Origin of the sequence: Bradyrhizobium campsiandrae (assembly GCF_014529705.1) — a bacterium.
Lineage (GTDB): Bacteria > Pseudomonadota > Alphaproteobacteria > Rhizobiales > Xanthobacteraceae > Bradyrhizobium > Bradyrhizobium campsiandrae.
On the sequence record NZ_JAANIH010000004.1, the window covers coordinates 129,147 to 142,076 of the forward strand.

12 protein-coding genes and 1 pseudogene are annotated in these 12,930 nt (G+C 62.1%); 6 read left to right on the forward strand and 7 right to left on the reverse strand.

Features of this window, described 5'->3' with window-relative positions:
- The first annotated feature begins 196 nt into the window (after nt 1-196).
- The 5 genes and pseudogenes from G8O24_RS04525 (at nt 197) to G8O24_RS04545 (ending at nt 4,943) form a co-directional block, all read left to right on the forward strand.
- Nucleotides 197-1,288 (forward strand): TRAP transporter substrate-binding protein, encoded by a 1,092-nt coding sequence (locus G8O24_RS04525; RefSeq protein ID WP_188096868.1) that lies wholly within the window; start codon nt 197-199, stop codon nt 1,286-1,288.
- 343 nt (nt 1,289-1,631) lie between these two features.
- Nucleotides 1,632-1,826, forward strand: a pseudogene (locus G8O24_RS46335) (YunG family protein); the annotation flags it as partial.
- Nucleotides 1,827-2,126: 300 nt separating this feature from the next.
- Nucleotides 2,127-3,215 (forward strand): TRAP transporter substrate-binding protein, encoded by a 1,089-nt coding sequence (locus tag G8O24_RS04535; protein ID WP_188096872.1) that lies wholly within the window; start codon nt 2,127-2,129, stop codon nt 3,213-3,215.
- Nucleotides 3,216-3,423: 208 nt separating this feature from the next.
- A complete protein-coding gene (locus G8O24_RS04540) occupies nt 3,424-3,897 on the forward strand; it encodes a hypothetical protein (protein WP_188096873.1) in 474 nt (157 codons plus the stop codon).
- Nucleotides 3,898-4,085: 188 nt separating this feature from the next.
- A complete protein-coding gene (locus G8O24_RS04545) occupies nt 4,086-4,943 on the forward strand; it encodes a gluzincin family metallopeptidase (RefSeq protein WP_188096875.1) in 858 nt (285 codons plus the stop codon).
- 163 nt (nt 4,944-5,106) lie between these two features.
- On the opposite strand, the gene G8O24_RS04550 is transcribed toward G8O24_RS04545, so the two are convergent.
- The 3 genes from G8O24_RS04550 to G8O24_RS04560 form a co-directional block, all read right to left on the reverse strand.
- Nucleotides 5,107-5,637 (reverse strand): VOC family protein, encoded by a 531-nt coding sequence (locus G8O24_RS04550; protein ID WP_188096877.1) that lies wholly within the window; start codon nt 5,635-5,637, stop codon nt 5,107-5,109.
- Between the two features lie 103 nt (nt 5,638-5,740).
- On the reverse strand, nt 5,741-6,589 hold the full coding sequence (locus tag G8O24_RS04555) for an alpha/beta fold hydrolase (RefSeq protein WP_188096879.1): 849 nt from the start codon (nt 6,587-6,589) through the stop codon (nt 5,741-5,743).
- Nucleotides 6,590-6,640: 51 nt separating this feature from the next.
- A complete protein-coding gene (locus G8O24_RS04560; protein ID WP_188096881.1) occupies nt 6,641-7,465 on the reverse strand; it encodes an oxidoreductase in 825 nt (274 codons plus the stop codon).
- A gap of 224 nt (nt 7,466-7,689) precedes the next feature.
- On the opposite strand from G8O24_RS04560, the gene G8O24_RS04565 reads away from it, so the two are divergent.
- A complete protein-coding gene (locus G8O24_RS04565; protein WP_188096883.1) occupies nt 7,690-8,544 on the forward strand; it encodes a LysR family transcriptional regulator in 855 nt (284 codons plus the stop codon).
- A gap of 109 nt (nt 8,545-8,653) precedes the next feature.
- Here G8O24_RS04565 and G8O24_RS04570 read toward each other — a convergent pair whose 3' ends face one another.
- From G8O24_RS04570 to G8O24_RS04585, 4 genes are all read right to left on the reverse strand, one after another.
- Nucleotides 8,654-9,514: an NF038132 family protein gene (locus G8O24_RS04570; protein WP_188096885.1), complete on the reverse strand. Its 861-nt coding sequence runs from the start codon at nt 9,512-9,514 to the stop codon at nt 8,654-8,656.
- Nucleotides 9,515-9,728: 214 nt separating this feature from the next.
- A complete protein-coding gene (locus tag G8O24_RS04575) occupies nt 9,729-10,541 on the reverse strand; it encodes an ABC transporter permease (RefSeq protein WP_244645732.1) in 813 nt (270 codons plus the stop codon).
- Nucleotides 10,531-11,295 (reverse strand): ABC transporter ATP-binding protein, encoded by a 765-nt coding sequence (locus G8O24_RS04580; protein ID WP_311972280.1) that lies wholly within the window; start codon nt 11,293-11,295, stop codon nt 10,531-10,533. Before G8O24_RS04580 ends, G8O24_RS04575 begins: the two co-directional genes overlap by 11 nt.
- Nucleotides 11,296-11,340: 45 nt before the next feature.
- Nucleotides 11,341-12,393 carry a cytochrome-c peroxidase gene (locus tag G8O24_RS04585; protein WP_244645733.1) on the reverse strand — a complete coding sequence of 351 codons (1,053 nt, stop codon included), beginning with the start codon at nt 12,391-12,393 and terminating at the stop codon, nt 11,341-11,343.
- Nucleotides 12,394-12,930: the final 537 nt, after the last annotated feature.

Sequence of the window (12,930 nt, forward strand, 5' to 3'; positions counted from 1 at the left end):
CGATCGTCTGGGGACATGCGACTTTCGTCGCCCCCCGTCATGCCATTGTCGCGTTCCGCGCCGGTGGCTTCCGTGTTAAACGCCCACGGCAGCGAAGCCCCCTTCGGATCGACGCAGGGCCAGGACCCGCGTCGCCGGAACGAGCGGCAGCAAAGAGGAAGTTCGGGGAAACGCCCCAGCAAGGAGAGACCTGAAGATGAAGCGTCGTGATTTCCTGAAAGTGTCGGCAGCAGGCGCGGCGGCGACCGCCGCGGTGGCCTCGCCGGCGATTGCGCAATCCTCGCCCGAGATCAAGTGGCGCCTGACGTCGAGCTTCCCGAAGTCGCTCGATACCATCTATGGCGGCGGCGAGCAGGTGGCGAAGTACGTCGCCGAGATGACCGACAACAAGTTCCAGATCCAGGTGTTCGCGGCGGGCGAAATCGTCCCCGGCCTGCAGGCGCTCGATGCGACGTCGAACGGCACGGTCGAGATGTGCCACACCGTCTCCTACTACTATGTCGGCAAGGACCCGACCTGGGCGATCTACGCCTCGGTGCCGTTCGGCCTCAACGCGCGCCAGCAGAACTCCTGGTGGTACCAGGGCGGCGGCGAGCAGCTCGGCAACGAGTTCTTCAAGAAGTCGAACGTGATCGGCTTCCCATGCGGCAACACCGGCACCCAGATGGGCGGCTGGTTCCGCAAGGAGATCAAGACCGTTGCCGACCTCTCGGGCCTGAAGATGCGCATCGGCGGCATCGCCGGCCAGGTCCTGCAGAAGGTCGGCGTGGTGCCGCAGCAGCTCGCCGGCGGCGACATCTACCCGGCGCTGGAGAAGGGCACCATCGACGCCGCCGAGTGGGTCGGTCCCTACGATGACGAGAAGCTCGGCTTCGCCAAGGTTGCGAAGTACTACTATTATCCGGGCTTCTGGGAGGGCGGTCCGACCGTCCACGCCTTCACCAATCTCGACAAGTGGAATTCGCTGCCGAAGAACTACCAGGCGATCCTCACCAATGCGATGGCCAACGCCAACAGCTGGATGGCCGCGCGCTACGACATGCAGAACCCGGCGGCGCTGAAGCGTCTGGTCGCCGGCGGCACCCAGCTCCGTCCCTTCACCAACGAAGTGCTCGAGGCCTGCCTCAAGGCGACCAACGAGCTGTGGGGCGAGATCTCGGCCAAGAACGCCGACTTCAAGAAGTCGATCGACGCCATGCAGGCCTACCGCTCCGACGAATATCTGTGGTGGCAGGTCGCCGAGTACACCTATGACAGCTTCATGATCCGCTCGCGCACCCGCGGCTAATCGTCGAGCACGTCGCATCACGAAAGAGCCCGGCCTCGTTCGCGAGGCCGGGCTTTTCTTTGCGGCGAGGGGCGCTCGAACCAAAACGTGAAAACAACCCCATGCACAGTAGAAATGGGGGAGGGCGGCGTCGCCGGTGGCTGCGGCCTCGCCAGGCGCTTCACGTTGCTCGGGCCCAACCGATTGGGGGGACCGATTGACTCGTCGGGCAAAACAGTGGCATAACGGCAATACCGAAAAATCCGAAATCGCGCGCGGCCTGTGTGAGGATGTCGATGGGGTTCGATCCAGATGGGGTTCTCGGCGCGCTCCGCAAGGCGTGGTCGTCCTCGACGTCAAACCAGTGGGCTGCGGGCAACCCGGCGGCCGGCAATGCAACGTCACTGCGCTGCTGATCCACGACCTCTTCGGCGGCGAATTGCTCAAGACGCCGCTGCCGGCCGGCGATCATTTCTACAACCGGATCGATGGGCAGAGATACGACTTCACGGCGAGCCAGTTCGACCAGCCGATCGCTTACAACGATGTGCCGACGGATCGCGCCGATGCGGAGCAGGGAGCAACGAGCGCGCAACTGGCCGCACTGAAGGACGCGTTTGTGAGGTGCAGCTCGAGTCCACGTAGGATGGACAGAGCGCAGCGAAACCCAGCGCTTCACCCGGTGCTGTCGCAAGTAAGCAAAAACCGGTGGTTCGGACGCGACCGGGCCTCGCGCGGAGGCCGGTTTTCTCTTTGCCGCAGTGCGATCATGATGGCGTTCGGTCAGGCGCTGCGCCATGCTGCGCTCCAAGCCTCGGCAAGAAGGCTCACAATCATCGATACATCAGGGCAGGACATCATGAAGAGACGAGATTTCATCAAGGTCACGGGACTTGGCGCGGCCGGCGCCGCGGCGCTGGCAGCGCCAGCGATCGCGCAGTCGATGCCGGAGATCAAATGGCGCATGCCGACGAGCTGGCCGAAATCGCTCGACACGCTCTATGGCGGCGCCGAGATGATGAGCAAGATGGTTGCGGAGGCGACCGACAACAAATTCCAGATCCAGACCTTCGCGGCCGGTGAGATCGTACCGGGCCTCCAGGTGCTGGATGCCGTGCAGAACGCCACCTGTGAGATTGGCCACACCGCATCCTATTACTATTTCGGCAAGGACCCGACCTTCACCTTCGGCTCGTCGGTGCCGTTCGGTCCGAACATGCGCATCAACCAGGCCTGGTACGTGCAGGGCGGCGGGCGCGAGGTCCTCAACGAGTTCTACAAGAGCTACAACGTCATCTCGCTGCTGGCGGGCAACACCGGCTGTCAGATGGGCGGCTGGTTCAGGAAAGAGGTCAACACGCCGGAGGATCTCAGCGGCATGAAATTCCGCATCGGCGGTTTTGCCGGCCGCGTGCTGCAGAAGCTCGGCGTGGTGCCGCAGCAGCTCGCCGGCGGCGACATCTATCCGGCGCTGGAGAAGGGCACCATCGACGCCGCCGAATGGGTCGGCCCCTATGACGACGAGAAGCTCGGCTTCTACAAGATCGCGCCGCACTACTACTATCCCGGCTGGTGGGAGGGCGGGCCGATGCTGCTGGCCTTCGTCAATCTCGACAAATGGAACGCGTTGCCGAGATGTTACCAGAGCGTGCTGGAGCAGGCCGGGCACTACGCCAACAACTACATGATGGCGCGCTACGACGCGGCCAATCCGCTGGCGCTCAAGAAGCTGCTCGCGAGCGGCACCAAGCTGCATGCATTCTCGCCGCCGATCATGGACGCCTGCTACAAGGCGGCCAAGGAGCTGCACGCCGAAGTCGGCGCGACCAACGCCAGCTTCAAGAAGGTCCACGATTCCCTCGCGAAATTCTCCAGCGACGGCTACGCCTGGTTCCAGGTCGCCGAGGTCGGCTACGACGTTTTCATGGCGCGGCGCTCGCAGGGCTGAGCGCGGCATGTTGCGGATGCAGGCCCCGGAGCGAAAGCTCCGGGGCCTTTGCGCGAGCGGGCTTCGCGAGATAGGACGTGAAATGTAATACTTGCCAAAGCCACCAGAGAGGTAAATCCTTGATTCATAGGAAACCTCCGCCGTTACGCATCGCACGCATTTCATTGGCGAAAGCTAACCTCCGCGCGATCGGGATCGAGCGATAGCGATGTATGTTCTAGATCAGAGCATCAAGTCCGATCCGCATCGGCAGTGGTCGCTTCCGGACCGTATCTTCTTCGGGTACGGCGCCTGCCATATTCTCGCTGGTGTTTTCCTGGAGCAGCCTCCACTTCCCGATTTTTATGCGGAGCGCGTTATCGCGGCCGAAGGCTTTCTGGGAAATCATGTCTATGTAACCAACGGCGTCATCACGTTCGATTATCACGGCTATTCGACCCGTGACCGATTGCTGCAGCACCACGAGCGAGTCTGGTCCAGCCAATGTGACGGCTGGCTTTGCTCCATCGAAAAGGTCGACTTTCGGCTTCTCTCGACGGCCGACCTCAACAAGCGGCGGATGCGAGGGCCAGATCAGTACTTGCACGATGCGATCCCTCGCGCTCGTCGATTTATTGAGCAAAAGGATCACGCCAGCGCAGCGGCCAAGGCGCTTGCGATCGATGCACGCAGATCAGCTTAGGGTCAATCGCGACGGTTTGGCCGGTTTAAGTTAGGCCCGGTCGCCCCTGACAACAGACATATCCTCGAAGGCAGGCGGCAGCGATGGGCCACAGAAGCGGAATTGGGGGCCCATCGTGTGTCTGAATTGACCGCAACGACATTTAACGGTAATGCTACGAATTGTAACATACATCGCCTGAGGTCGCGATGATGCGCGGTCGCATTGTGAAAGTGGTTGTCATATTGCCGTTGGCGCTGGCAGCGCTTGCGGTGGGCACGGCCGCGGCAATGCCTGCGACGCGTCATCTCGCGTCATCCTTATGGAACGCACCCGATTACTTGCCAGCTCTGACCGCTAATGGCCAAATCCACTTTGAGCCAGGTGCCGAAGAGTATGCGCGCGAGGTTCTGACGCTATTACCGGCGGCATTGAACAAAATAGAAATAGCACAGGGACGGCGGTTCGTTCGCCCCGTGACGATTGGGGTTTATGCCACGCGGGAGAAGTACGCGGCAGCAAATGCAAGCGGTGATCCGGGCGCGGTGGGGGTCGGAGCTTTCGGACGCGTCGTGTTGTCTCCAACGCTGTATGAACTACAGAACGAACGATTGCCGGGAATCCTAGCACACGAATTGTCGCACGTTCACTTACAAGGTTACGTGTCCGCTTACAGATGGGTCCGCCTTCCTAATTGGTTTAAGGAGGGGCTTGCTGTTATGGCATCAGAAGGGGGAGGCGATGAGTATGTGAGCCAACGGGAGGCGCAGCGCGCAATTCAACGCGGCTATCACATAGACATCGAGGATGCTGGAAGCTTCTTGAACCTCACCGAAATCCGGTTTGAACGAGCACCTCCCGGAATAACACCGTCCCACCGAACCGTGATGGCTTATCGACAAGCTCATATGTTCGTACAATTCCTCCACGACTCAGACAGGCAAGCGTTTGATCGCATGGTGAACGCGATTTTTGATAACCAGCCCTTTGTCGAAGCTGTAGGGGCGGGTTATCGAACCGACATTCAATCGCTTTGGGAAACGTTCGCTGCTGCCGAGCAAAAATAGTTCCACCAAGGCCGACTGCCCTGATCACGGCTGCTTTGGGTCAAAACGCGGCGAACTCAGGTCGAGCAAATCTGGCCCGCTCTGCCGCGATGAGCGGATCTGCCTCACATCCGCCGCAACTTCGCAGATGAGCCAGATGCGCTCGGGTCCCGTTTCGCCCTGCTCAGTCCTCGTCCTGCCACCTGCGCAGATCCGTCTGGTCGTGATAGGCCATGCGGTCCGGCGTGGTGATGAATTCCATCGTCGTGCCCCACGGCATGCGGCAGTAGCAGACCTTGTTTCCAGGACCTTTCTCGGTTGCATAGGGAATGGCGCGCGGCGCGGTGAGGGGGGTGCCTCCCGCCTTCTCGAAACGCTCGACCGATGCGTCGATGTCGTCGGTGTAGACGCCGAAGTGCGTAATACCGAGGTCGCTGGCCCGAACCGGCTGGGCTTGTTCGGGGCCGTGCATTTCGAAGAGCTCGATATCGGGGCCGATTCCGATCTTGACCATCGCCTGCGCGCGCACGACCGTTCCGGGACAGGCGCCGACGGCCCGCTCGAATTCGGGTCCCTGCCGCGGCGGATCCTGCGGTCCGAAGGACTGGTAGATCACCTGGCCACCGAAAGCTTCCACCAGGAACGACTTTGCTGCTTCGATGTCAGGCACCGTGATGCCGATATGATTGACGCCGCGAATGACGGGTGCGGTCATGATAGTCTCCTTTGCTATTTGATCGATCCATCGCGATCGCTGAGGCCGCAAGCGCCCGCAGCCTCGCGATCCGCCCGGCCCATGACGGCCCGGGCGCCGGGTTTCAATTGGCCTTGGCGAACGCGATCAGCGCGGCTGCGACGTCATCCGGCCGCTCGTCCGCGACATAGTGGCTGCACCGCGCGATCGAGCCGCCGCTCACATTGGCGGCGAACTCCTTGAGCATCGGCACCATCTGCGCACCGAACCGCTGGTCCCCGCCCAGGCCAAGCACCGGCATCTCAAGCGGTCGCTTCTTGTACGCGAGCGCAGCCGCATGATCGGTGGCGAAGGTGCGATACCATTCCATGCCGCCACGCGTGCGGCCGGGAAGCGCCATCGCCCTGGCGTAGATCTCGATATCAGCCGGGTTGAAGGTGCTGTGATCGTAGAACCGCTCTGCCATGAAGGTCGAGACATAGTCGTATTCACGGCCATGAATCAGGCGCTCGGGGAGGTCCCGGTTCATATGGAAGCCGAAGTGCCAGAGCCTTGCGGTCGTCGCCTCCCATCCGGTCCAACCGGGAAGCGGAACGTCGAGAACGGCAAGGTGGGTAACGGCCTCCCGATAGATGGCGGCCTGCGCCAAGGCGACCATTCCGCCGATGTCATGTCCGCACACGGCGTAGCGTTCATGCCCAAGGGCGACCATCACGTCATGCGCGTCGCGCGCCATCGTCGCCTTGTCATAGCCGCCCTGCGGACAGTCGGAAAAACCCGCGCCGCGCAGATCGATGGCCACCATGCTGAAATGCTCGGCCAGCAGCGGCATCACATGGTGCCATTCCCACCATGTTTCCGGCCAGCCATGAAGCAGCAGGAGCGGCGGGCCTGAGCCTCCCGTGACGGCGTTGATCTTGATGCCATTCGCCGGCACCAACTGCTGGGTAAACCCCTTCAAAGTCGCGATCATGATCGCTTTCCGGTCAGATGTTGACGTTCAAACAGAGCTCGTGGCCAGCGCTCAGGGCTGGTCGAAATCGGTGGCGATCGTGATGTCGCGCCAGCGGTCGATATCGCTGCGGAAGGCAGCGAGCTTTCGCTCGGCAATCGCATGCGCGATCGGGCCGAGCGGCAGATGGAGCGGGGCATCATCGGCGTCGACCGCTTGCAGGATCACCGCGATCGCCTTGTCGGGATCGCCCGCCTGATTGCCGTTGTTGGTTTCGCGATAGTGCCTGCGCGAGCTCGCGGCGTATTCCGGCATCTCGTTGGCCGCCATCGTGATCGAACGGCCAAGGAAATCGGTGCGAAACGGCCCGGGTTCGACGATCAGCACGCGAATGCCGAACGGCTCCAACTCGCCGGCGAGCGCTTCGGAAATCCCTTCCACGGCAAACTTGGCGGCGTTGTAATAACCTGCGCCGCCGCTGCCCGCGATGCCCGCGCCGGACGACATGTTGACGATCGTTCCGCCCGAACGTCGCAGGACCGGCAGCGCGGCTCTGGTGGTTTCGATCAGACCGAAGACGTTCACCTCGAACATCGGCCGGTACTCCTCGGGCGTGCCTTCCTCGATCGCGCCGAACAGTCCGTAGCCGGCATTGTTCACGAGCACGTCAAACCCGCCAAAGGTCTCGACCGCCTTTGCGACCACTGCCTTGGCTGCCGCCGCATCGGTCACGTCGAGTGGCAACGCAATCATGCGGCCGCCGAAGGGCTCGGCCATTTCCCCGATCGTCTTGACATTGCGGGCCGTCGCGATGACCCGATCGCCGCGCTGTGCCGCAGCGAGCGCGAGCCGCTGGCCGAAGCCGCTCGAGCAGCCTGTGATCAGCCAAGTTTTCATGAGTTCTTCTCCAAGTTGTTTTTCCGACGACAGCCACGCTGTCGCCGCCGCGAACCGTTGAGCTTCCCCAGGGTTCCACAGCCCGCGGCACCCAAGCGCCGCCCTCACGGATCGGGGATCCCTAGAAGGACGCACCAGACGTTGGCGGGGATCTAGGTGCTTAGATTTGTTCTTTAACTGACATAAATGTACTCTCCGCGTTCAGTTTTGTGCGGGTGGTCGCGATGGAATGGAGTGACGTCAGAATCTTTCTTGCCATTGCGCGATCCGGCACGCTCGGCGGCGCCGCGCGTTCGCTTCAGACAAGCCATCCGACCGTCGGCAGGCGCCTTCGCGCACTCGAGCAGGCAATCGGTCACACGCTCTTCCAGCGCACGGCGGACGGTCTTGTTCTGACCGATGAGGGCCACGGGATCATCGCGCTGGCCGAGCAAATGGAAGAAGGCGCGCTGGCCATGCAGCGCCGGCTTGCGGGGCGGGAGCAGAATCTCAAAGGCAATCTGCGCATTTCATCGACGGACTGGTTCGGGGCCTATGTCCTGCCTCCCATCCTGGCTGACTTCTCGAACGCATACCCCAATGTCGACGTTGAAATCCTGACCGGCACGCGCCGGTTCAGCCTCGCCCAGCGGGAGGCCGAAGTCGCTTTTCGTGCCGTTCCGTTCGACACTGCCGATGTCGTTCAGCGGCGGCTCTTCAGGGTCGAATACGGCGTCTACATCGCGGAGGAGGCGGCTGATCCCAAATATGGCGATGGGACTGGTTTCCGGTTGATCACGCCATCCACGCCCCACTTCCCCGACATCGCGTGGCTCATCGAGAGTTTCCCCAACGCAAGACCGGTCCTGCGATCGAACAACCGCAACGTCCAGGGGCGCATGTGCAGGCAAGGCGTCGGCATCGCTGTCCTACCTCGCGTGGTCGGCAATCAGATCCCGGGTATCCGCAGACTGGACCTGCCGACGCCGCCGCCCGCGCGAGACATTTGGATGGGATACCACCGGGACCTACGGCGTCTTGGGCGTCTTCGCGCGTTCATCTCGACGGTATCGGACCATCTCGCGAACGCGACAGCATGATGAGCGGCCCGGAGACCACGGCCGCCGGCAGCGATGGGGTGCGGGCGAAGATCGGAAGTCAACGAAAGGCTGCTTCGAGGCGCCTTCTCGCATTTCGGTCCTTCGATGGTCAGGCCGCGAGCACTGCGCTGTTGCGATGACGATATGCCATGAAAGCGAGGCTGCAGAAGCCGATCAGCATCATGGCCCAGGTGGAGGGTTCGGGAATGCCTGTGATGGGTTCGTCCTCACGCTCACCGGGCAAGGGCTGGCCGCCCACCGTCAATCCACTGAAGGCAAGCCCGGAGTCCCATAAAGTGTCGCCCCAATTCGTGACTCCAAACACGAGAACATAGGTGCCTGCCGGCCCGATCGTGTATTTGGAGTTCACCCAGCCTGTGTGGCCGCAACCATCGCCCCAGCACGTATTGTTGTAGGTGGGTCCCAGAGGAGACCAGTTGGGAGCGCCTGCAATGATAGGGACCGAACCGGGCGTCAGGCCGGCGTTCACCGGCCCGAGCTCTGCGCCCGGAATAATCGAGGCAGGTGCGGGTTCGGTTCGCGCGGTGAGCAAGGTCGCGATCACCTGATGTGAGGTTGCATCCCGCAGTTGAGCCCAGGCGTAGTCCTTGTAGATGAACTGACCCGCCTGGGCCTGTCCGTCCGAGGTCACGTAGTTGAAATTGTAGTTGAGGATCGTGTTCGCGCCTGCCGTGAATGGACTCGTCGTGTAAACGCTGCCGTTTGTAGCTCCCGAATTGTCGACGGAAAAATCGGTACGACTGAGCTGCCCAGCGCCACCGGTCCCGTTGTAGGTCGAGATCCAGCGATAGAAGCCGGACCCGTCGGGCGGCAATGAGACAATTCCATCGACGGTGTTGATCTGACCACAATTGCCGACGCAGTTCGCTGCGGATGCGGTGTGACTCGAAACGACCGATAGCCCCAGCGCGATGAAGATTGCAGTCAGCCTGGTATTGAGCCTCTTCATTGACGTCCCTCCACGTCTCCAACTCCGAAGCCCCCTGGCAGGCTCGCACGTGAAGGAGCATTGATTGGCGTCAATCCGAGAAGCGGGCTTTCCTCACCAGCTATTGCGAATGACTTGCGGTCGCTCGATCTTCGGACGTCGAGCCGCAACCTTGAAGGCGACGCGGCCGCCCGAGCACCAACGGAGCCGCGGGTCAGTGGCGTATGTCGCGCGGCTAGCTTGACGTCGACACCTCTGTGGGCCGGAGCACCAATTGCGCTGCTGAAGAAAATACCCGCGAGCGCATCAGAACGGTGGCGACAAGGCCGGTGATACCTGACGCCGCCAGGATCATGGCAACGATGACGAATTGATAGATCGCCGCGTAAACGGGACTAGCGCCCGAGACCATCATGCCGGCCATGACTCCCGGAATCCACACCAGGCCGAGCGATTTGAGCATATCGAGGCGAGGCAGAAGGCTCGCATAGACAGCGCTCTGAAGATAAGGCGCAACCGTGACCGCAGGCTCCGCGCCCAGCGAGAGCCCTGCCTCGATCTGGCCGACATGGGCCAAGATCTCGGCGCGGAAGCGCTCTGCCGCCTGCGCGCAGGCATTCATCGCATTAGCAATGATCATGCTGCCCACAGGCACGAGTATGGCGATATCCGCCTGAAGGCTTCGGGTCGCCAACATCGCCGCGATCACCGTCCCCGCGCCGGCGGCAATCGCCCAGAAGCAAAGCAGCAGCGCGCCACTCATTCCCCTGAGGCGGCGGGAGGCCGTGAACGCCGCGGCAACCATCATCGCCAGCAGGATGAGCGAGCCGACCATCAAGCTGCCGTGCAGCAGCACGGCCAGAACCATTCCGACAAACACCATCTGAACGAGGCCACGTGCCATCGAAATGGCGGCCTCGCGCTCCACGCGGACCGCTTGCCACCGGCAGAGGGCGACTACGGCCGCGCACAGCACGATGGCGGCGACGGCCTGGGCCAGCCCCATCATCACGTCGCGACCTATGCTGACGTGCAATTCAGGCATCATGCAGGACCTCCCCCGTGGCGCCGATCCTGACCATCCGGCCTGCTTTCAGGACCATCGTCCTGTCCGCGAGCCGGGCGGCTTGCTCGCGGTTGTGGGTAACGATCACACAAGCCACACGACGTTCCCGAACAACTCCCTGCACCAGCTCTTCGACCCCGCGCACGGACGATTCATCGAGCGCGGAGGTCGGCTCGTCGAGCAACAGGACCTCAGGGTCGTTTGCCAGCGTTCGAGCCACCGCCACGCGCTGAGCCTCACCCCCGGAGAGGTGGCCGACGTCGCGGTCAGCGAATCCCGACAGGCCGACTCGCTCGAGCAGTGCCGTAATCCGCGCGGACGCCATGGCTTCCCGCCGTTGCCGCGGTCCGAAAGAGATGTTCGCGGCGACCGTGCCAGGAAAAAGAAAGGCCGTCTGCATGACCATGCCGACACGCCGCCTCAACTCCCGCGGGACGATTGAGTGGTAGTCCGTGGATTTGAGCAAGACCGTGCCGGCCGTGGGCTCGTCCAGGCGGTTGAGCAGCCGGAGGAACGACGATTTCCCGGCTCCGCTCGGACCGACGACGGCAAGGATCTCGCCGGCCGAAACCTGGATATTGATCTCCTGGACGAGCAGCCGCGGTCCAACGCGTCTCGACAGGTTCCTGGTCTCCAGCACCGTGAGCCCTCGCGGAGAGCCACCGTCGCCCGCGCGAGATATGTCCATCGGCGCGACCGTCTCGACCGGTTCATTCGATGTGGGATTGTCCGTCACGTCGCTTCTTTCTGTACACATTCGAACGTCTTCGCGGCTTGTGAATCAAAATGGCGGCCGCTTCGGCTTCGGGCCGAAAGCCCGCGCGGTATCGCGCTGTGGGCGATCGGTTCTGGACACCGCGAATTGCCGCGCGAATTCCTCGTCACCGGCCGTCTTGTATGGGGCGCTCGTCAGCGAAGCCAAGAACGCCACCAGATCATCGATTTCCGGTTCAGTCATGGCCAATGGCTGGATATCCTCGTCAAGCCAGGGGTCCGTGAGACCGTCTCCTTTGTTGTAGTGATCCATGACATCCCACAACGTCTGCATCGATCCGTCGTGGAAGTAGGGCCCCGTGACCATAACGTTACGCAAATCAGGCGTTTTGAACGCCGCGATGTCGGCCGGCCGCTTCGTGACGAGAAAGCGCCCCAACACAGACATTTCGCTCGTGATCGCCGCAGTATCGAGAGCCGGCGGGTGTCCTTGTGCAAGCTCATGTTCCGCTTGCTCCGCCAGTGGACCGACCCGATGGCGTAGGATTCCGATGCCGATGTTGTGGAAATCGTTGTCTGTAAAAGTCGTCACGTCCCGTTTGTCGGCCGAGAGGGCGTGGCAGAGGTTGCAGCGCGCCTTGGTGTTGAACAATTCCCAGCCGCGCTTGGCCGCTGCACTGACGGCGTCGTCGTCTCCGGCGATGAAATGGTCGAACGGCGAATCGAAGGAGGCCAATGTCCGTTCGTAAGCCGTGATGGCTCGCAACATATCCTGTTCGTTCACACCTCGGCCGAACGCCAGCATGAACTGTGCCTGATAGTCCCTGTCGCCGGCGATTCCGGACGCGGCATCGGCGAGGCTGGTCGAGCCCATCTCGAACGGGTTGGTGATCGGCATTGCGGCCTGCTGCTCCAGCGTAGCAGCCCGACCATCCCAAAATTGCGTCTTGTTGTAGAGCGCGTTGAGTACGGTCGGCGAATTGCGTTGGCCGACGCGTCCGTGGATCCCGATCGAGACGGATCTGCCGTCGGTGAAAGCGCGCGCCGGATCGTGACAGGTGGCGCAGGCGACAGTGCCGTCACCCGAGAGGCGGACGTCGAAGAACAGCTTCTGGCCCAAGGCAACCGCGGCAGGCGTAGGCGGAGTGGCCGGCGGGGTCACCGCTGCCGTCAGAGCCGTAGGGAAGCCTATCTGGCCTGGTGAACGGGGTGCAGCCAATAGCCCTTGCCCGGGCAGTGGAGGCGCCTTGCCCGGCTCAAGCGCAGGCGGCGGACTGATGCCGGTCTCTCCGTTCGCCGGTGAGGCGACCATCGCAAGATGTGAGATGAATAGCAGGGCTACGAATGATTTGACGCACATCCGATCCGTCCTTGAATTCGTCACACAATCCACGCGACGCAAATCCGGAAGTGAACCGTGCTCAAAAAGCGAGCGACAGCCTCACTTGCTCGCCCTTCGCGGCGGTATCACGGCTCTGGCGCGTCAATGAAACCCAAAGCGACACGATGTATTCCCAATCTGCATGCCGATTGCGCGAACGAACGTGCAGTTCGGATAGCCTGGTGACGAGGCCGCAACCATTTTCAGCGCGTTTGCGCAAGCTGCCGCCGTTTCAGGCAAAGCTTCATCGGACCAATTGCGGCTGACACGGGCATT